Source organism: Bacteroides sp. 2_2_4, assembly GCF_000157055.1.
Lineage (GTDB): Bacteria > Bacteroidota > Bacteroidia > Bacteroidales > Bacteroidaceae > Bacteroides > Bacteroides ovatus.
Genome location: NZ_EQ973361.1, coordinates 284,103 through 304,315 on the forward strand (window position 1 = coordinate 284,103; position 20,213 = coordinate 304,315).

General features: G+C 45.0%; 14 protein-coding genes. 3 read left to right on the forward strand and 11 right to left on the reverse strand.

Going from position 1 to position 20,213, the window contains the following annotated elements:
• The 4 genes from BSCG_RS11565 to BSCG_RS11550 all read right to left on the reverse strand — a co-directional run.
• On the reverse strand, positions 1-2,722 hold a 2,722-nt coding region (locus tag BSCG_RS11565), incomplete at its 3' end, for an efflux RND transporter permease subunit (protein ID WP_008776307.1).
• Between the two features lie 77 nt (positions 2,723-2,799).
• Positions 2,800-4,035, reverse strand: a complete 1,236-nt coding sequence (locus BSCG_RS11560) for an efflux RND transporter periplasmic adaptor subunit (RefSeq protein WP_008776308.1) — start codon at positions 4,033-4,035, stop codon at positions 2,800-2,802.
• Between the two features lie 88 nt (positions 4,036-4,123).
• Positions 4,124-4,534, reverse strand: coding sequence for a DUF6769 family protein (locus BSCG_RS11555; RefSeq protein WP_004306814.1), 411 nt, complete (start codon positions 4,532-4,534; stop codon positions 4,124-4,126).
• 98 nt (positions 4,535-4,632) lie between these two features.
• Positions 4,633-6,270: an ABC-F family ATP-binding cassette domain-containing protein gene (locus tag BSCG_RS11550; protein ID WP_004311684.1), complete on the reverse strand. Its 1,638-nt coding sequence runs from the start codon at positions 6,268-6,270 to the stop codon at positions 4,633-4,635.
• A 119-nt stretch (positions 6,271-6,389) separates the two neighbouring features.
• Here BSCG_RS11550 and BSCG_RS11545 point away from each other — a divergent pair, with 119 nt between their 5' ends.
• Positions 6,390-6,788: a response regulator gene (locus BSCG_RS11545; RefSeq protein ID WP_004297972.1), complete on the forward strand. Its 399-nt coding sequence runs from the start codon at positions 6,390-6,392 to the stop codon at positions 6,786-6,788.
• A gap of 244 nt (positions 6,789-7,032) precedes the next feature.
• Here the strand turns inward: BSCG_RS11545 and BSCG_RS11540 are convergent, their stop codons facing one another.
• Entirely contained in the window at positions 7,033-8,646 is a 1,614-nt protein-coding gene (locus tag BSCG_RS11540) for a SusD/RagB family nutrient-binding outer membrane lipoprotein (RefSeq protein ID WP_008776309.1), read from the reverse strand.
• Between the two features lie 11 nt (positions 8,647-8,657).
• The gene (locus tag BSCG_RS11535) at positions 8,658-11,636 is read right to left on the reverse strand and encodes a SusC/RagA family TonB-linked outer membrane protein (protein ID WP_256379263.1); all 2,979 of its coding nucleotides are present in this window, start codon (positions 11,634-11,636) and stop codon (positions 8,658-8,660) included.
• 333 nt (positions 11,637-11,969) lie between these two features.
• Between BSCG_RS11535 and BSCG_RS11530 the strand changes: the two genes are divergently transcribed.
• A complete protein-coding gene (locus BSCG_RS11530) occupies positions 11,970-12,191 on the forward strand; it encodes a carboxypeptidase-like regulatory domain-containing protein (RefSeq protein WP_004297975.1) in 222 nt (73 codons plus the stop codon).
• A 467-nt stretch (positions 12,192-12,658) separates the two neighbouring features.
• On the opposite strand, the gene rpiA is transcribed toward BSCG_RS11530, so the two are convergent.
• The 5 genes from rpiA to BSCG_RS11505 form a co-directional block, all read right to left on the reverse strand.
• On the reverse strand, positions 12,659-13,360 hold the full coding sequence (gene rpiA / locus BSCG_RS11525) for a ribose 5-phosphate isomerase A (protein ID WP_008776311.1): 702 nt from the start codon (positions 13,358-13,360) through the stop codon (positions 12,659-12,661).
• Between the two features lie 353 nt (positions 13,361-13,713).
• Positions 13,714-14,364 (reverse strand): PAQR family membrane homeostasis protein TrhA, encoded by a 651-nt coding sequence (gene trhA, locus BSCG_RS11520; RefSeq protein ID WP_004297979.1) that lies wholly within the window; start codon positions 14,362-14,364, stop codon positions 13,714-13,716.
• A gap of 80 nt (positions 14,365-14,444) precedes the next feature.
• Positions 14,445-16,364: a transglutaminase domain-containing protein gene (locus BSCG_RS11515; protein WP_004310052.1), complete on the reverse strand. Its 1,920-nt coding sequence runs from the start codon at positions 16,362-16,364 to the stop codon at positions 14,445-14,447.
• A 19-nt stretch (positions 16,365-16,383) separates the two neighbouring features.
• On the reverse strand, positions 16,384-18,426 hold the full coding sequence (locus BSCG_RS11510; RefSeq protein WP_008776312.1) for a DUF3857 domain-containing protein: 2,043 nt from the start codon (positions 18,424-18,426) through the stop codon (positions 16,384-16,386).
• Between the two features lie 96 nt (positions 18,427-18,522).
• Entirely contained in the window at positions 18,523-19,422 is a 900-nt protein-coding gene (locus BSCG_RS11505; RefSeq protein WP_008776313.1) for a diaminopimelate dehydrogenase, read from the reverse strand.
• Positions 19,423-19,609: 187 nt separating this feature from the next.
• Here BSCG_RS11505 and ruvA point away from each other — a divergent pair, with 187 nt between their 5' ends.
• Positions 19,610-20,212 (forward strand): Holliday junction branch migration protein RuvA, encoded by a 603-nt coding sequence (gene ruvA / locus BSCG_RS11500; RefSeq protein ID WP_008776314.1) that lies wholly within the window; start codon positions 19,610-19,612, stop codon positions 20,210-20,212.
• Position 20,213 lies beyond the last annotated feature (1 nt).

Here is a 20,213-nt window from a genome sequence, read left to right on the forward strand (position 1 = left end):
CAAAGACACCACCGATCAATGCCAGCGGAAGATTCAGCAAGATAACCCCGGATTCTTTCACACTGCGGAACTCATTGTACAGCAACAGGAAGATAACCACGATACTGATAAATGAAGTCAACGCTAATGTCCGGCTGGCAGCCTGCTCGCTTTCAAACTGTCCACCATACTCGATATGATAACCTTCGGGTAATTGTACCGATGTGTCGATACGTTTCTGAATATCATTCACAACACTGCGCAAATCACGATCGGCCACATTGGCGGAAATGACAATTTTACGTTTCACATTCTCGCGGTTGATCGTATTCGGACCCATGGCCGATACCACTTCCGCTACATAGCTCAAAGGAACTTTGCGGCCGTCGTTCGTGTCTACCATCAGGTTACGGATTTTCTCTATTTCATCCCGGGCATCATCCTTCACTTTTACGATCAGGTCAAAACTCTTGCCTTGTTCATACACTTGTGAGATCACTTTTCCAGCCAAAGCTACATTCACATATTCCGAAAATTCCGGCAGGGTAATACCGAACTTAGCCAGCATTTCCCGTTTAGGCTGTATTTTCAGCTGCGGACGTTCAATCTGTTGTTCCACGTTCAGGTCGGCAACACCGGGAATGTCACTGATCGCTCCTTTGATTTGATTACCGAGTGAAAACATTTTATTCAGGTCATCACCGAATAATTTGATAGCAATATTCGCTTTCGTACCCGATAGCATTGCGTCGATACGGTGGCTGATCGGTTGTCCGATTTCTATGTTTGCTCCGGTGATCGTACCTAATTTTTCACGTACATCAGCTACCAGTTCACTGCGCGAGCGGTCTTTCAATTCGAACGGAGCTTCTATTTCAGAAACATTGACTCCTAACGCATGTTCATCCAATTCGGCACGTCCCGTTTTCCGGGCTACCGTTTGTATTTCGGGAATTGTCATCAATAACTCTTCGGCACGATGTCCCATTTTGTTGCTTTCTTCCAGCGAAATACCCGGCAGAGAACTGATATTGATAGTAAACGATCCTTCATTGAACGAAGGAAGGAAGCTGCGTCCAAGTGTGAAAAACACTCCGAGGGCAACTACAAAAAGTCCGATTGTACTTCCGAGAGTCACACGTTTATGTGCCAGTACCCAAGTCAGTGCTTTTTCATAAATCCCTTTCATCCAGCGGGCAACAGGAGCTTCTTTCAGTTCCTTGTTCGTCTTATTGCTTCCTAATAGATAAGAGCAGAGTACCGGAGTTAGTGTCAGGGCAACTATCGTAGACGCAAACAGGGCCACGATAAAAGCAACACCTAGTGGAACCAACATTCTGCCTTCCATGCCGCTCAAGAAAAATAACGGAACAAAACTGACTACGATAATCAACGTTGAATTAAGGATAGGCATGCGCACCTCTTTCGACGCATTGAATACCACTTCGAGCGTACTTAGTCTTTCTGCTTCCGCTTTCAGGCGGTTCTCCCGCAGTCGTTTATATACGTTTTCCACATCGACAATGGCGTCGTCTACCAATGAACCGATAGCTATCGCCATACCTCCAAGACTCATGGTGTTGATTGTCAGCCCCATGTAGTGTAAAGTCAGGATCGAAACGAGCAGGGAAAGAGGCAGTGTCACCAATGAGATCAGCGTAGTACGTACATTTGCCAGGAACAGGAAAAGCACGATGACAACGAAAATACCTCCTTCAAAGAGTGATTTCTTCACATTGCCGATGGAGCTTTCGATAAAGCGGCTTTGACGGAATATGTCCGTTGAAACTTTTACGTCCGGCGGCAGATTTTTCTGGAGGTCTTTCAGAGATGCTTCCAGTTTGTCCGTCAGTTCCAGTGTGCTGGTAGCCGGTTGCTTGGTAACAGTCATCAGGACGGCAGATTTGCCGCGTTCTGAAGCAGTACCCAGTTTCGGAGCCTTCGGGCCGATGGTTACGTTTGCAATATCTTCCAGCGTGACAGGGAAGTTATTCACTGTCTTTACTACCGCTTTGCCAAGTTGCTCTGTTTTCGAAGTGGAGAGTATACCACGTACAATATATTCATTTCCGAATTCATAGAGCACACCTCCATTGGCATTTAGGTTCATATCCTGTGTTACAGCCATCACTTCTCCCATCGAGATGCCGTAATGACGCATCCGTTCGGGATCTAGCTGAATCTGATATTCTTTGATATCTCCTCCGAGCACAGCCACTTGTGCCACTCCTCCGGTAGACAGCAGGCGTGGACGGATGGTCCAGTCCGCAATCGTGCGAAGATCGAGCATGGAAGTGGAGTCGGCAGTCAGACCGACGATGAGCATTTCGCCCAAGATAGAAGACTGTGGTCCAAGAGTCGGTTTGCCGACATTGACCGGCAGCGATTCGCTGACCACCGCTAATTTCTCACTAACAATCTGACGAGCGAGATAAATATCCGTTCCCCAATCAAATTCTACCCAAACAACGGAAAATCCGTTAGTGGAGGAAGAGCGGACACGACGCACACCCGTAGCTCCGTTTACGGCAGTTTCAACAGGAAAAGTAACGAGCTGTTCAACTTCTTCCGCAGCCATACCGTTCGCCTCGGTCATGATTACTACCGTAGGTGCATTTAGGTCGGGGAATACGTCTACTTCCGTATGCATGGCGGTGTACGTTCCCGCAATAAGCAGGAGGATGGCCGCACAAACTACCACCAGCCGGTTGTGTAGGGAGTAATGTATAATTTTATTAAGCATGATATTTCATTAATTGAGAGTTATAAATAACTTGATAGATGCGCCGCACAAAAAAACGGTTGCGACGCCTAGTCTCTTTAGTGTTCGTGGCTGTGTGCCGGGATTGCATTGCTTGCGCTTGCCAGTCGAACCTGATAAGCACCCTCGGTCACTACACGGTCGCCAGCCTTTACACCAGTTAGGATTTGAACGCTTTTGCCGTTGTCGGCTCCTATCGTTACTTCCTGTTTTTTATAACCCTCTTCGTCCAGTTGCAGATATATGAAGAATATGCCTTGTTCCTCTGTCAGCGCGGTGCGCGGAAGAGAAATCACGTTTTCCATTGCTGAAGAAAGCAGGAATACCTCCACAAATGAGCCGGGAATCACTTCCCCTTTGTTGTCGAACTCAAAAGTGACAGGCACATAAAAAGAATTGTCTCCGGCAGCTTTTCCGAAAGAGAGAAGTTTACCGTTCAATGCTTTCAACTCGTACACCTGATTATTATAAGGAGTCTGGAAATTGGCGGAACTGATGGTGCGGAGATACGGGTAATACTTTTCCGACACTTCGGCACGGAGGAAAAGACGACGGTTCTGCGTCACGCTTACCAGCGGTTGTCCGATTGTCACATAGTCACCTTCTTTCACGAGAATACTTTTCACATATCCGGCAATAGGAGCCGTAATGCTTTGGCCGATAGCCGAATGATTCTTAGAAAGAGCTTCGTAACTAAGACGGGCGTTTTCGTAACTTTGCTCCGCTTGTGCAAAATCCTTGTCGGATACAATCTTGTTTTTAACAAGCTCCTTCATACGTTCGTATTCCTTCTTGGATACCTCGTAGGCAATGCGGGCACGTTGCACCGGATCACCATCAGCGATATTCTTTGAAGAAATAGTGACTAGCGGAGTGCCGCTGCCGACGCTCATACCTTCCGTTACTTTTCCACGGAAAGATACCACGCCGGCTACTGTAGCTACGGCAACCGATTCATCCCCTTGAGCAGCCAGCACTTGTCCGCTGGTTTTAATCACTTGCTGGAAAGGTGCAGGTTCAATAACGCTCACCTTTACACCGGCTGCTTCAGCTTTCGCTTTCGGAAGAATGATTTCATCACTGTGGGCTTCGGCAGCTTCGTTGTATTCATCGGCTGCTTCATGATTGTGTTCTCCGCTACATTCGCCTTCATGGGAATGATCGGGTCCTTCTGCCTCGTGATTATGTCCTTCCGCGGCATGATCGTGTTTATCGTGTGTGTGTGTGACGGTACTATTATTACAGGATCCCAGCACGAATAAGCCCAGGATTCCCACGAAAATAAGTTTTTTCATAATGATATTTTCCTACTAAATTTTACTGTTTTCTTTTTACGCTACAAAGATAAGGTAGCGCAGATGCAACTAATTTGCATTTACGCTTTTACGCAAAAACAGAGTAGGGAGGGGCACGAAGAGAAGTGGTACGATGAGTATCCGTACCATGCAGAGAGTCTCGGTAAACGTAATAGTTTTTAATCCGTTTCTCTTGCGGTCGTAATAAATGCTCGATGATTACATCCGTGAATAAGGTAGCGATGAATACGTAATCCGGTCCGCTATCCGTATGTATGGATGGAGTGGGAGAGTAGAAACGAGTCATACATTCACTGCTGCAACATGAGTCGTTTCCCGGGTGATGATGATGCGTGGGACATTGCTGTTCTACAGGCAAGTCCTGCTTCATGCAAATCATTCCGTTGGGGTGATGATGATGGGGAATAACCGCTGCCACCAACATAATAATGTTGATAAAAAACAGCAGAGTTACTATAATTCGTTTCTTCCCTTTCATCCTTTCTTTTAGAGGTTATCCGCTTTTCAGAGCTTCAAAGTGCAAATATACAAATACTTTTATTTCGCCTGTAGCCGATACCCTCTTTTTATTATTTATTATTTCTTTTCCAGTTCTTGCAACGAATCCATTTTCTTCTTTTCGAGGAACTCATAGATACCGCAAAGATGTTCCGTCACCTTTTGATTACCGAACTCATACACCTTGGTAACCAGCCCGTCAAGGAAGTCACGGTCGTGTGAAACGACGATCAGCGTACCATCAAAATCCAGCAATGCCTGTTTTAGAATATCTTTCGTTTTCATGTCCAGATGATTCGTCGGCTCATCTAAAATCAGGAGGTTGACAGGTTCCAGCAATAATTTAATCATGGCCAGACGGGTACGCTCTCCACCCGAAAGCACTTTGACCTTTTTCATCGATTCCTCGGGACCGCCAAACATAAACGCTCCCAGCAAATCACGAATCTTGTTCCGGATATCCCCTTTGGCTACATCGTCAATCGTTTGGAAAACCGTCAGGTTTTCATCCATCAGCGAAGCCTGATTTTGAGCGAAATATCCAATTTGCACATTATGTCCGAGAGTCAATGTACCGTCATGCTCAATCTCCTTCATGATACACTTCACGAGCGTAGACTTACCCTCACCGTTCTTACCAACGAAAGCTACCTTATCACCACGCTCAATCGTCAGATTAGCATTGCGGAATACCACTTTGTCTCCGTATGTCTTTCCAACACCCTCCATGATGACCGGGTAACTGCCCGAACGGGGTGAAGGTGGGAATTTCAGTCGCAATGCAGAAGTATCCTCCTCGTCCACTTCGAGCAATTCCAGCTTCTCCAGCATTTTGACACGGCTCTGCACCTGCAACGTCTTTGAATAAGTCCCCTTGAACCGTTCGATAAACTCCTTCGTTTCAGCAATAAACTTCTGCTGCTCGTCATAAGCCTTCTGTTGCTGTTCGCGGCGGTCCTTGCGCAGCTGCAAATATTGCGAGTAATTTACCTTGTAATCATAGATACGTCCCATCGTCACTTCGATGGTGCGTGTTGTAATATTATCCACGAATTTACGGTCGTGACTAATTACAATGACCGCTTTTCCATTATTAATAAGAAAATCCTCCAGCCATTGAATAGATTCGATATCCAGATGATTCGTCGGCTCATCGAGCAAGAGCACATCCGGTTTCTGCAACAGCAATTTGGCGAGTTCGATACGCATTCGCCATCCACCGCTGAAATCACTCGTCTGGCGTTGGAAATCTCCTCGGGTGAATCCTAATCCAAGCAATGCCTTTTCCACATCCTCTTCATAATTAGTAGCATCGATTGAATAAAACTTCTCGCTCAAGCTGGACACTTCCTCGATCAGCGCCATGTAACTGTCGCTCTCGTAGTCCGTCCGTGTTTCAAGCTCCTTGTTCAACTTTTCGATCTGCGCTTCCATCTCATGAAGATGTGAAAAAGCCTGTGCCGTTTCGCCAAACACTGTTCTTCCGTCTTCCGTCATCAGATGTTGAGGCAGGTATGCTACTACGCAATCTTTGGGTGCGGAAACTTTTCCACGTGTCGGTTGCCGTGCGCCTGCCAAAATCTTCAGCAGCGTACTTTTTCCAGCCCCGTTTTTGCCCATCAGAGCGATGCGGTCTTTTTCATTAATTACGAAAGAAATATCACTAAATAAAGCAGTGCCGCCAAACTCTACGGCTAGTCCGTCAACAGAAATCATACTATTCTTTTAAATTGAGGCGCAAAGATAGCGAAATATATGAATATTTTTTATACCTTGCGGGCTGAAAAGGAAGATAGCTCTAAAAAAACAGATAAAAAAAACAATATATAAGCGATATGGAAAGCGAACAAATGAATGAATTCAGACCTTTAATTTTGGTAGCTGAAGACGATGACAGCAACTTTAAATTAATCAAGGCTATCATAGGCAAAAAGTGTGATATCGAGTGGGCTAAAAATGGCCAGGAAATGGTGGAGTTGTTTCAGCAACACCAGCAAAGAGCCAAAGCAATGCTGATGGATATTAAGATGCCGGTGATGAACGGATTGGAAGCAACGAAGATAATTCGTGAATCTAACACAGAAATTCCTATTATCATGCAGACGGCTTATGCTTTCAGCTCGGATAAAGAAAATGCAATGAATGCAGGAGCAACTGAAGTATTGGTGAAACCTATCACCTTGGGTATTCTCCGCACTACGTTGAGTAAATATTTACCCGATTTGCAGTGGTAAGATTGATTCTTACGAGTTTTTTTTTAATTTATCCAAAAAGTGCTTAAGCGTTAAAAACGTAAAAGCATGGAAAAGAAGTATGATTGGGTAGAAAAATGGTATTGCCCTAACTTCATCTAATGCATTTGGATAAAATAAAATAGGCGAACCTCACGGTTGGCCTATTTTTGTTCGTCTCTGTTAATTTGTTAGAGTACAGAAACGACTCTATGTAAAGTCTCTCCTTTGAGAGATTTTAAGTTCATTATTTGTTTCCGCCAGCCCACCATACGGCTTCGCTATATACGTACTGTCCATCACCGAAAGCAGCTTTCACTTCAGGATTTGCCAATACATCATCTGCTCCATAACCGAAGCGCAATGGGAATTTACTGCTGTTCTGCGGGTTCTTCAGTACAATGAAGTTTTCTCCTGCACCTTTCAAACGACGGTAGTCATTATAGGCTTCCAGTGATTCGCCGGATGCGCCGAAGAAAGCAAGATACTTCTGTATCATTGTCTCTTGCAGAGGGTTGGCATCGAATAACGGTTCCACTTCATCCGTGAAATAGGCTTCTGCCACATCTGCACCCAAATCGCTGTCACCATCATATATCCAAGTGTCTGCAGCATCTATAATTGAATTTCCCAGATTCTCGAATCCGGCAGTGACTGCATCTTTCAAAGCAGTCTTAGCTTCGCCCAGTCTGCCTCCCAAACGGCACAATGCTTCTGCTTCAAGGAATTTCACTTCGTGATAGCTGATTAAAAGAGTAGGAGCCGACATAGCCCATGATATCATCGACATACCATAATTATTCTGCAACTCTTGCGGAGTTCCGTTAGGAGCCGCTTTGATGCCTGCGATGTCCGTAGCTTGCGTAGCTCCGTATCCATAAGTGATATATCCGGTAGGATCAGGTTCCAGGAACGCTTGCGGTGCTCTGGGGTCATTGCGCTCAACGAACTTTTCAATCAGACTTGCACTAGCTGCTAAACTGTTGCGGCTGTAGCTGAAGGACCAAAGCGGATTCAATTGCGAATCAGCATCGTAAACGGGCAACTTACATTCTTCACTTGCGTTGGCAAATGATTTGCTCACATAAGTAAGAATATTCTGAAGATCTGTAGTCTTGTTGGCACTTTTATTGAGCAGACGCATTGTATAACGTGCTTTTAACGCATAGGCCGTTTTAAGCCACATACTTGCCTGTGTACTGGTGTTTGAACCATAGATCAAGTCTTTAGAACCGACTGCACCGGATAAGCCCGTATCTTTGGCAGTACCGTTATTCAGTAGAGTGATGGCATCATCCAGGTTCTGCATTACTTCCTGATAGATACTTTCCTGTGTATCCATTTTAGGTTGCATATACATCGGTGTACCGTCCGGATTGAGGATACCTGTCTGGCTATACGGTGTGTTTCCAAACACATCGGCTGCCACAGCTCCATTGTAGGCGAGCAGGATTTTAGCAATCGCTTCCGTCACTACGTTTCCTTTTTCCGAAGGATCTTCTTCGCATTTCTTGATAACGATTTTAGCATTCTTGATATTTGAGTACACGTTGATCCATGCATTGTTGTAGGTAGTAGCCGTTGTGGGCTCTCCGCTGCGTACTTCCGCGCGGTAAAGCTGGTTGGATATACCCGTTTCATGTTCTATGTAAACAGAAGAATAGAGCGAGAAATCCCCTCCTACAGTGCTGAATGCAGTACTTACGCCTAAGTCCGTAATTAAGAACTTAGCGGGCGCATCCAACGGATTGTTAGGGTTTTCATTGATTTTATCCATTGCGTCTTCCGTACAAGCAGAAGCAATGGTAGCAGTCAAGAAAGAAACTGCCAGCAATTTTCCTATTGATTTATATTTTTTCATTGTCTTGCAGATTAAAATTTAATGTTGAAACCAAAGCCGAAACTAGCTGTTTGCGGCATTGAATAATCTTCAAATGCTCCTGCCATGTTGTTGTTACCCTGACTGGCTTCCGGATCGAGGTCAGGCAATTGTGCCCAGATCAGAATGTTTCTGGCAAATGCGTTTACAGAAAGTTCAATCGAACGTTTTTGAAGAATTTTGTAGTTGACAGCCACTTCACGCAGTTTGATGAAAGAGTTGTCATATACAGAAGATTCGTCGATGTCGTTCAAACGGCTGTAATATACCTGTTGTGCGTTTGCACCTGTGATGGCGATATCGTTTTTAGTTCCGTCAGTTTTGTATCCGTCGAAGATGATGGTACCTTCACGGTTTTCCGTTCTCTTGCTGACACCATAATAGTCTGCCAGTCCGGTTGTCCTACTATACATCTGACCACCCTGTTTCCAATCGAGCACTGCGCTGATTGTACACTTCCATAAGCGTAATGTGGTGTTGAAGCCCATCAGGAAGTCCGGAGAAACCTTACCGATAACCTGTGCTTCACCAGCGATAGGTAAACCGTTTTCGTCTACCAGACGATTACCATTCGCATCTCTCTTGAAGCCTACACCGTAGATGACAGGGAATTTCTCACCTGCTGAAGCGCGTACCTGCGGAGTAACGTATCCTCCCAGAGAGATATTCTCCACACCCGGTGCCAGTTCATCTACGTAGTTGTCGATCTTCGTCCAGTTGAATGCAAAATCCCAGTTGATATTCTTCGTCCGGATTGGATTGAAGCCAAGAGTGAATTCATGCGTGTTGGTATGAATCTTACCACCGTTGGTGAGCAGTTTGCTAGCACCGGTAGAAGAAGCCAAAGGCACTTCAAAAATCTGGTCTTTAACGTTCTGGCGTGAGTACGTATAACTGAATGTGATTAAGTTATCGAGGAAGTTCACGTCAGCGCCCACTTCATACGAACGTGTATTCTGCGGTTTCAGTTTCGGGTCGAAAATCGTGTAGTACGGAGTATAGGCGGTAGTACCTTTCATCGGGTACATGATTGGAGTTAACGTATAGAATCCACCTCCATACGTAGGAGTAGAGTAGTAGTTTTCAAGGAAATCACCTGCTTGTCCTACTTCCGCATACGATACTCTCAATTTGGCGTGATTAACTATATTGTTTTTCAATGCATCTAATTCCGTCAGGATAAAACCAGCCGAAATAGAAGGATAGAAGAAAGAGCGGTTGTTACGTGGCATATTGGATACATAGTCCTGACGTCCGGTGAGGGTCAGATAAAGCATATTTCTGTAAGAAGCCGATACGTTACCGAAGAATCCCACCGTACGGTTTTTCCATGTCTCTTCCTCTGTCTGTTGAGTAGTGGCGTTGTTGATGTGGTTCCATCCCGGGAAGTTGTAGTTCGTACCATATTCATAATACTTCTTTCTGTTGCTTTGGATAATTTCGTTACCCACTACCGCGTTCAGTCCCCAGTCTTCATTGATATGCCAGTCGTAGTTGATGGTCAGCAATGAGTTGTATGTAGCATTTGTCCAGCCGTAGTTCTCGATCTGTCCGCGACCGCCACCGGTGTTGCTACCATATCCGTAGCTGTCTACATAGTGAGTGGTGTAAGCATCCACACCAACCATGTATTTCGCGTTCAACTTGTGGTTCGTTGTGCCGAAATCAGTCTGATAGCTTGCATACACATTTCCGAAGAAGCGGTTGGTATCTTCCGTAAATTTGTTGTTTTCCATCGCCCAGTAAGCGTTGTCAAAGCTACCACGGAAAGAATTCTGTGTGTACGGGTTACCGTCTACGTGACTTGGAATACCGGCCAGATCATAGCTGGGAGGAGCTGCGTAAACCGTTCTCAACAGACCGTTACCGGAAGTCACTGCCTTGTCGATGGAAGTAGTGATGTAGTTGGCTGTAAATCCGGAACTCCAGTTACTAGTCAGTTTGGTGTCGGCACTAACCTTTACATTATATCTATCCATACCGGTGCTTGAGATAATACCGTCCTGGTGCGTATTTCCCAATGAGATAGAGTAGGAACTTTTTTCGAGCATCTGCGCGACATTCAGTGAGTTGCTCCAGGTAATTCCTGTATCGAAGAAATCTTTGGCATTGTCGTATGCCTGTGGAGTGGCCCATGGGTCAAGACCGGCTGACACACGTTGGGGTACATAATATTTTCCCTGTTGCTTACCGTACTGTTGAGTGTATTTGTTGTCCGTGTTACCACCATACGTTGCATCGTTGGGAAGTTCGGAAATTTTAGGTCCCCAAGAGGTTCCCGAAGTGGGACTGAATTTTCCACCCGAACCTTGTGCGTATGTTTTCTGGAACTCCGGCAGACGGCCGACTACATCGAAGCTGACATTAGAAGAGAAGCTAACCTGCGGTTTGCCTTTTTCCAATCCTTTACCACTTTTGGTCGTGATGATAATCACACCATTGGAAGCACGGATACCATAAAGCGCAGAAGCAGCCTGACCTTTCAAAATGTTGATACTTTCAATATCATTAGGGTCGATATCCACTGCACGGTTGGCGAAGTCCGCTCCGCTCACACTACCATTGTTCTGGATGTCTGTGCTAACGTCAGGAGTACTGGTCACCGGCATTCCGTCGATAACGTAAAGCGGAGTGTTGTCACCCGAGAAAGAACGTGCACCACGGATGGTGATCTGTGAAGAAGCTCCCGGCATACCACTTGAAGGCTTCACGTCCAAACCGGACACCTTACCTTGCAACGCTCCCGCCAGATTAGAGTTGGCAGCTTGCGTCAGTTGATCTGATTTTACGTCCTGAACGGCGTAGCCCAGTGCTTTTTTCTCGCGTGAGATACCCATGGCTGTCACCACAACCTCATCCAGTGCCTTCGCGTCGCTTTTCAAAACAACTTTTATCACTCCCGGTTTGATGGAAACGTCTTGCGAAATCATTCCTACATAAGAAACGCGCAAAGTTTTAGCAGAACTTGGTATGTAGAAGTTTCTGCCTTTATCATTGTTAATAGTTCTTTAACCCTTTTGAAGGTGCAAAATGATAAAAAGATACCGTTTTGGAGGTAATAATGTTCTCTTTTTCTTGAAAAGCCTGATTTTGGTGCTATCTTTATGACAGAAACTATCTTTTAAAAGATGCTAAATTTAAAAGAAGTTGTTTTAACCTATCAGTTTTTAGAAACTTATTGCTTTCAAAACGATACTTTTTAGTTAAATACGTAACACTTTTTTCGATTTGTCATAATTCGTGTTATCTTTGCAACCTGTTAGAGACAAAAAATCTGTTTATAGGTTAAATTTAAGAGAGAATTTATGAAAAGAAAATTGATGTTCTTAATGACCTTCCTTTTTATAGGTATAGGTCTGGTGACAGCGCAAACATCCAGAGTTACCGGTTTGGTTACCTCTGAAGAAGATGGGCAACCTGTCGTAGGTGCTTCAATATTGGTGAATGGCACTACCCTTGGTACTATCACTGATATTGACGGTAAGTTTACAATCACGAATGTACCAAGTTCTGCTAAGACTTATTGATTTTTCTTTCCTCCTTTCCTTCTGCTTTTTTTCTCCTATCTTGTTGTTTTTCAATGTTTTTGTTTCGGATTTTAAAAATTAACCTATTCTTCCGGTTTCTTTTATTGAAACTTCCTTTATCAATTTAGTAGTCTTTGCTTCTCATTGATTTTTGAGAAGGGATTAATATTCTACCCAAATTTTTAATAAATTTCCCGGTGTTTTTCTTTATCTAGGCGTTTTTAATATTCGTGTTTTGGAGGTATGAGTTAAATGTTACAATCTAATAGTGATTGAAATTATGAGTGATAGTAAAGAAGAATGCAAAAGACTGCAAGTTGACACCCGGGTGTCGGTATGTATGAGACCCGGGTGTCAGATAACCTAGTTCTACTAACTAAAATAAAGGTAAAGCCATACTATTTAATTTGCATTAGAACAAATCAAATTTACGTCTCTGCAAAATGGGATTTTCAGCTTGTGTTATTTTATTCCGCCACGATCACTTTGATGTCATAACCTATGAAAAGTCCGCTCTCTATAACACCGGTGATTGCCTTCAGTTGTTCTTCGAGCGAAGAGTCGATGTAGTTGAAACGGGTGTCGAGGATAAAGTTGCCGTTTTCTGTAAAGATAGGTCCGTCTTTGCCACGAGCGGGACGAAGAACAATCTCCGAGGCACCCAGTCGCTGCAACTCATGCTCTACATAAGTCAGTGAGTCCGGAAAGACCTCTACAGGGATGGGAAATTTGCTTCCCAACTGATTTACACGCTTGCTGGGGTCGATGATGATGAACGTTTTGCGGCTGCTTCTAATCAGTAGTTTCTCTTTGAACATCGCTCCGCCACGTCCCTTAATCAAGTTCTGTTGCGGATCTACTTCGTCTGCTCCGTCGAATGTCCAGTCGGGCCGTTGGTTCCAGAGGGTAGTTTGGGGGATGCCTAGCTGTATGCAGGTCATCGAGATTTCTTGTGAGGCGGGAATCACTTCGATATGCAAGTGCTCTTCACGAATTCGTCGTGAGAGTTCGAACAGAGTCAGGTAGACTGTAGAGCCGGAGCCGGCTCCTATCACATCTCCGTCTTTTGCCGTGGCGGCAATTTCACGGGCTACGTGTTCTTTTGCCTCCCGGTTGATGATGGAGTCCGACCATTGCAGGTGTTTTATCAGGTGATTTTCCCAATCCATAAGTTTACGTTCTAAATCGTTTTCGTTTTTAAGTTCCTCTTTTCTATATAACGAATTTGTGAATCTGTTTGTTTGTTCGTTTCAAATTCAGAAGGAAAAAAACTCATTAGCGGCAATTCAATCATTTAAATCGTTAATAAACGATTCGTTAATTTTTAACTTTATTGCGTTAAACGTTAACGAACCTCTGCTTTTTATTAAACCGTGTTATAAGTTAGGTTGCTTTGGCCTGAAAATTTGGAGATGACCGAAAAGTCCGTATCTTTGTACTGTGTTTTTCATAGTATTAGATTTAAGGTTAACAAAGATTGGCTGTCTGGGATAGATAGCCTTTTTTTTGTCCCTACCATTCCTTACAGAATCAGCCAGATCGCAATGATATGTCCGATGCTGCCTCCCAGGCAAAACAAATGGAAAGTGGCATGCATATACGGTTTGCGTAATGAATAAAAGACAGCTCCCACGATGTATGAGACTCCGCCGCCGATCAGCCACCAGAAAGCAGTAGTGGCTCCCAGTTCTCCCAGATGATCCAGCAAAGGCTTCATGGCCACTAATATGCACGCACCCATACCCACATAACAGGCCGTTTCGAGGTTGCTGTGTTCTTTCAGCTTTTTGAAGCTAAGAATGAAACCGGCAATAGCCGACAGCCAGACGAAAGCGAAGATTCCCCATCCCCATCCTCCGGCATGCCGCAGGACAAGTAGCGTGAAAGGAGTGTAGGTGCCCGCGATGTGCAGGTAGATAGCTCCATGATCGAATTTGCGGAGCAACTCTTTCAGTTTCCCCGGACGGCTGCCGTGATACCACGTAGAACTGATATAAGAGGAAAGCATCCCCGCCAGATAGACGGATACACAAGCAACTGCCCACTGCGGTTCCATATTCTCGGAAGCCTTTTCCAATAGGAAATATCCGGCCACGATTCCAAGCAGGATGCCTATTCCGTGGCTAAGGGTATTTGCCCATTCTTCTATATGATTGTATCGTTTGTTCTTCAATGTTCCTTTTTTTGAATGGTTAAGTCACAAAAAATGTTGAGTCGCAAAGATACTTTATTTTCTGTAAAGCGTTTCCCTCCTTATTCTTTTTTTAAAATGATTTTTCCTCCATATTGTCCTGCCACTTGCTTGCGGAAATCAATGAATGCCGCATATTCATCCGGACTGTAAACCCCTTTGCGCATAAACAATCGGTGAGTGATGTAGATTTCCTTATCTTTTACCTGAATACCGGAATGGAAACTGCCGAACTTGCTTTTCACGTCAAGCGGTTTCGGAAGTCCTTCGATTACATATCCTTCCGGCAGTTGGATGCGGATGCTGTCGGTATCTGTGTATCCGTAGTTGATGTAAATGGGATAGGTGCGCTTCGTCACAGGAGGAACACTGAATTCTTTTCGGAACACATTGGTGGGGATAAACAGACGGTTGCCCGTTTTATGCCCGTATTGATTGCTGGTGGCAGTGTAGTCGAAGGTGATAGACGGATTGGGCTCCTTGCACTCGCTGATTTGCAGGTTCTGAATATCGGCTTGGGATAAGTTGATGCTTGAACGGATGCGGTCTTTCTGTTTGTTAGGCTCCAGATAGACGATGCCTGCTTCATTCTCATATTGGAAAATCCGGGAGATTTCGTTCACCTCTATCCGTGCCTCGGCTGTGGGGGAGAGGGTGATGTTGGCAACGATGTGCTGCGTGTTCAGTGAGTCGGGATAGGTGGGCAGGCGATACATCTGGCCGCCGGTCGGTTCGATGAGTAAGGCGTCGTGTCCCGCAATGTCTTGGTGGACATAACCGAAGGGAAACGATGGGTTTGTACATTCCAGCCAGAGCGTATCTTGGGGAAGTGGAACTTGTAGGATGACGTGATTCATCTGGTTGGCACTGGAGAAGTCCGGTAGTAAACGCTCGTTGGTGGTGCTGATGACTGTATAAGTGGAAGCAATTCCCAACTCTTTCAGCATGGCGCGGGTGTAATTGGACAATCCTTTACAGTCGCCGAATCCCGTGCGGCAAACATCGGCGGCGGCAATGGGCTGTAAACCTCCGATGCCTAGTTGGATGCTCACGTAACGGGTGGTTTTGGCCAGATAATCGTAGATTGCTTTCACCTTGTCCCGGTCGGTAGTGCAGTGGGCTGTCAGTTCGTGCAGTTTGGCGCGGAAAGGTTCGGTGAGCAGGTCGCGCCCGTCGAGCAATCGGTATTGCCATTCTCCGTACTTTTGCCAGTTGCTCATATCGCCTTCCGACTTGTCGTACTTGAAGGCGGAAGGCGCAAAATAGACACGTGGAAACAGTTCAGTAAAATCCGGTCCGAAAGGTTCTTTAATGATGGGAGAGAGTTTGGAGGCGGTGGCTTCAATCACTTGCTGTCCGTTGGCTCCGGTGGATTCTTTTACCTGGATTCCTTTTCCTTGCGTGTTCAGTTCACGATATCTGCATCCTTGTCCTGCGGGCAGTTCGATCCGGTAAGTCGCTTTTTCCACACCTTGGTTGAAGTCTGCCAGCGGTATAAAGGGGGGATAGCCGATCAGACCGTTGTTGCACTTCACTTCCCATTCGTATTTCACCGTGAAAGGGAGAGAAGGATAATTGCATTCGTAAAAATAAAAATAATCATCCGTGCTAAGCGAGGAGCTGTATTCACTTTTCTGTAGTTCAGATTTCTTTATCTTACGTACACTTTGTCCATCGGCATTGATGATTTCCCCGGAGAATTTCTGCAAAGAACGGAACATATCACATCCGCAGAAGAAATGTGCAGCTTCCAACCCCTTACGGTTGAGGATGGTGATTGTCAGGCTCTCTTTTTCTATGGATTGGGTCATAGATTTGCAGAGAACCTCTGTGCGTGCTTCAACGATAACGGAATTGGCATCCTTGAGAATATCCTGTGCACATGCCGGCTGTATGTGCAGACTTAGGCAGATAAGGACACAGGACAGGCTGAATGCCCGATGTGTCATTTGCTTCAGGATGAGATAGCTGGAACGGATCATCGGTATAGATAGGTAAAGTTTATATTTTCTTGAGTACGATCAGCGCATTATTTTTCTCGATCACTTTAGTCCACAGTTCTTGTAGTTGTTTATATTGTTCGGAAAGGAATATATATCCCTTTAAGTGGAATACATAATTGAGCAGGATTGTATTTCCCTGTTTCTGAATCATATATTTGCATTGCAGGCCGTCTCCTTCCGACCGGATGGCTTGTGGTTGGGGGAGTTCTTCCACTTCGTAGCCTTCGGGGAGAGTCAGCGTAGACAACATCGTGAACTTGTACGGATATGGAAATTCGATGGGGAGCACCCGTTCCGTCTGGATAAACGGATTACTCTTTAGTTGCGGAAAGAGCATCGGATTGATATAAAGATGATTGTCCGTCCGGTTGACTTGCAAGACGAAATCGAATTCTTCTTCTATCAGTGCCCAGTCATTTTCTTGTTTTTTCACTTTCAGGTTGGTGACAGTGAGTTGCTCTTTCTGACTACTGATCTTGTTTTCGGGATTCGAGACGAGGCTGTCCTGCTTATGTTTTGCATTTGCCTGATACTCTACAGCTTCTTGTCCGTAAAGAACTGTGCTGCGATGTCCTTTCACCTGATCTCCTTCTATTCGGGCATCGATTTTCATGAAACTTTTGTTGTTGGAAAGAGTCATCACATTCACCCATTTATTCTCTTCTTTCTCTTTCCGGGAAAGGATGCGTGCTTTGTTTACAGACAATTCAAGCGGTAATATATTAAAGGCAGGTACGTCCATAGAACTGTCTAAAAATACATATTTTTGTTTGTTTATATCGTGGATAGCAACAAAGAACGTATTTAGTTTTTGCAGAGAAGGAAAGTTGTACGGCAGCATACCTGATGAACGTCGGCTCATAACCACCGGATAGGCCTCCAGTCCAAAGTCTTTCAGGATGCTGATAAGGATGAAATTCAGGTCGGCATTACTGCCGCTTCCTTTTTTGATTACTTTTTCGAGCTCTTTGCTGTAGAGTTGATACCGTCCGTTCCAGGCCATTTTCTTTTTGAGCACCTGGAAGGCGCAGATGATTTTCTCCTCGAAATTCATTTCGCTGTTGTAGGCTTGTTTGGTTTCAGGGCGGAAAGGGTTGGTGAGTGAGAGGTGTTCGCCGAACTGTGTATTTTCCGGTTTGAGCAACTGCTTGTCTACATCTTCCCATTTCTGGCTGTATGGTTTGTATTCATTGGGGGTGAATTGAGTGCCTTGCAGATCGAAGCTCACTTGCACCTTATAGTCTTCCGGACACCAGCAGTAGGATTCGTCCTGACGGATAGCCGGAAGGTTGCGTGAGATAAAGGTGGTTTCTTGTGCCGAAACGGTGAAGTCTTTGCTGACTCCACCCGCACCGGAGCCTTCACGTTCTGTGGCATGAATGGAGGAGTCTCTTTGCTTCACTTGTATGTAGTCCTTTCCCCGGAGTTCGATGTTGTAGACAAATACATGAGGGATGGTGATTTTATACTGGTTGTAGAGCATCGGGAGTTCTTCCTGCATCATCCAGTTGTCGATGTGTGAGAAATAGTCGGAGTAGAGTTTGTAGTGATATTCGATGATAGTGCCCTCTTTGACAGCAGGCAAAGAGAATTTTAGTATTTTATACAGGTTATTGAACCGTTCGAAAGAGATGGATTCCCGCTTCATGGGCGTTTTTATGCATTTCCCGTTTTCCATATTGTAGGAGCAGCCTTCTATCTCACTGGCTCTTTCCTGTCCTTCATCTTTATCGGTAGGAGAGTAGTAGGGAACGGACACGTCGGCGTATGACACTCCTTGTGGTTTCAGGATTTTGATGCGTACCCAGTGCTCGGTAGTTAGTTGAAAACCGTCATGGTAGATGAAGTCACTTTGTCCCTGATGGAAGAGATAAATAGCCGTAGCGGTGGTGTCCGGGGCATAAGAGGTGAGAGACAGTTCTTCTTTGGAGGGTTTTCCGTATTTCAGATTGGGCTCTATGGTGGCTGTTGTGGCTTGCTGTGGGTAGACAGGCGACAGGAGCTGTAATAGAAATGCGCAGAGAATGAATAGTTTTCTCATAATTGTGTTTTTTGTAGTATGCTCACAAAGATAAAAAAAATAGAGAAAGGTGTACCGTCTTTCTCTATTTTAATTTTGTTTTATGTATAAAATATATTATACCAAATGTCCGATCCATTCTTCGCGGTCGCCGGGGAGAAGGTCGATAACGGGAACTTCTACCATCGTGTAGCATCCCGGTTGTTGCTTCATGGAAGCGCGTGCCACGCATACCAGTACTTGTGCGGTCAGTGCGGGGTTATTGATACGCATATTAAATTCGAACAACTGGTTCTGTGTTTTGCCGGATACACCTTTGCGAGTCAGATTTACACCATGACCCATATCCAGCAGGGCGTCTACACTCGGAACGAGTTTCACGTGTGTTTCATCGTTCACGAAGTAAGGATCTGCTTTGATGGCAGCGGCTACTTCTTCAAATTTATATCCGTCTTTCAGTTCGATGTATACCATGCGGCGGTGGATTCCCGTGCCGGTCGGAATGGTCATGGAAAGGGCAGCTTTCACTCCGTCAATGGCTTTTACGGCTACTGTGTGTCCCATGCTCATACCGGGACCGAAGTTGGTGTAGGTGATGCCTTTCGGAGCAATTGCTTCCAGCATGGTGCGTACGATGGAATCGCTTCCCGGATCCCATCCGGCAGAGATGATCGATACGGCTTTATGTTCTTTGGCGGTAGCATTCAAGGTACGGCGCAGGTCTACGATACCGGTGTGGATATCGAAACTGTCTACCGTGTTAATACCCATCGCCAGATATTCTTTTGCATATTTTTCTACGCTGCGGGTCGGCGTGCAAAGAATAGCTACGTCTACTTCTCCCAGCTCTTTTATGTCCTTCACTACTGCGTAGTTTGCTAACTCTTCCGGTTTGTTCTCTGCTCCTGCACGACGAACGACTCCGGCTATTTCGAAATCAGGTGCCGCCTGAAGCGCTTCAAGTACATAATGTCCAATGTTGCCATAACCAACGATGGCAGCTCTTACTTTTTTCATTCTTTTCTTGGTTTTAATGAACAAATTTCTTTCTTTTGCTTGCAAAAGTAAACAAATTACTACTAACTTTGGTTCATCTGCTTTAATATTTTTATTTTTTTCATATTCTTCATATCTAATGTACAAAAGAATAATCTGTGAAAATCAGTGTAATCTGTGGTGAGAAAGTTTTATCTTTGTCCCTGTTATGATAGAATATATTAGAGGCGAACTTGCCGAACTAAGTCCGGCAACCGCAGTGATCGACTGTAATGGGGTGGGATATGCCGCCAATATATCTTTGAATACCTATTCGGCTATTCAGGGAAAGAAAAGTTGTAAGCTATATATTTACGAGGCGATTCGTGAAGATGCGTATGTGCTCTACGGATTTGCCGAGAAACAGGAACGGGAGATTTTCCTATTATTGATTTCCGTTTCCGGAATCGGGGGGAACACGGCTCGTATGATTCTTTCGGCTCTCTCGCCTGCCGAACTGGTGAACGTAATCAGCACCGAAAATGCGAACATGCTGAAAACGGTGAAAGGCATCGGACTGAAGACCGCGCAACGGGTGATTGTCGACCTGAAAGATAAGATAAAAACAATGGGAACGTCTGCTGCCGGAGGGGCTTCCGCAGGTTTGTTGTTACAACCTGCCAATGTGGAAGTGCAGGAAGAGGCGGTGTCTGCATTGACGATGCTAGGCTTTGCTGCTGCGCCTTCACAGAAGGTGGTGTTGGCTATCTTGAAGGAGGAGCCGGATGCTCCGGTAGAAAAGGTTATCAAACTGGCTTTGAAACGTTTGTAGT

Excerpts from the sequence above, each read along its gene's own strand:
- BSCG_RS11560 (WP_008776308.1), bottom strand. The coding sequence starts at position 4,035 with ATGAAAAAACTTATTTTCGTGGGAATCCTGGGCTTATTCGTGCTGGGA.
- BSCG_RS11555 (WP_004306814.1), bottom strand. The coding sequence starts at position 4,534 with ATGAAAGGGAAGAAACGAATTATAGTAACTCTGCTGTTTTTTATCAAC.
- BSCG_RS11550 (WP_004311684.1), bottom strand. The coding sequence starts at position 6,270 with ATGATTTCTGTTGACGGACTAGCCGTAGAGTTTGGCGGCACTGCTTTA.
- BSCG_RS11545 (WP_004297972.1), top strand. The coding sequence starts at position 6,390 with ATGGAAAGCGAACAAATGAATGAATTCAGACCTTTAATTTTGGTAGCT.
- BSCG_RS11540 (WP_008776309.1), bottom strand. The coding sequence starts at position 8,646 with ATGAAAAAATATAAATCAATAGGAAAATTGCTGGCAGTTTCTTTCTTG.
- BSCG_RS11530 (WP_004297975.1), top strand. The coding sequence starts at position 11,970 with ATGAAAAGAAAATTGATGTTCTTAATGACCTTCCTTTTTATAGGTATA.
- rpiA (WP_008776311.1), bottom strand. The coding sequence starts at position 13,360 with ATGGATTGGGAAAATCACCTGATAAAACACCTGCAATGGTCGGACTCC.
- BSCG_RS11515 (WP_004310052.1), bottom strand. The coding sequence starts at position 16,364 with ATGATCCGTTCCAGCTATCTCATCCTGAAGCAAATGACACATCGGGCA.
- BSCG_RS11510 (WP_008776312.1), bottom strand. The coding sequence starts at position 18,426 with ATGAGAAAACTATTCATTCTCTGCGCATTTCTATTACAGCTCCTGTCG.
- BSCG_RS11505 (WP_008776313.1), bottom strand. The coding sequence starts at position 19,422 with ATGAAAAAAGTAAGAGCTGCCATCGTTGGTTATGGCAACATTGGACAT.
- ruvA (WP_008776314.1), top strand. The coding sequence starts at position 19,610 with ATGATAGAATATATTAGAGGCGAACTTGCCGAACTAAGTCCGGCAACC.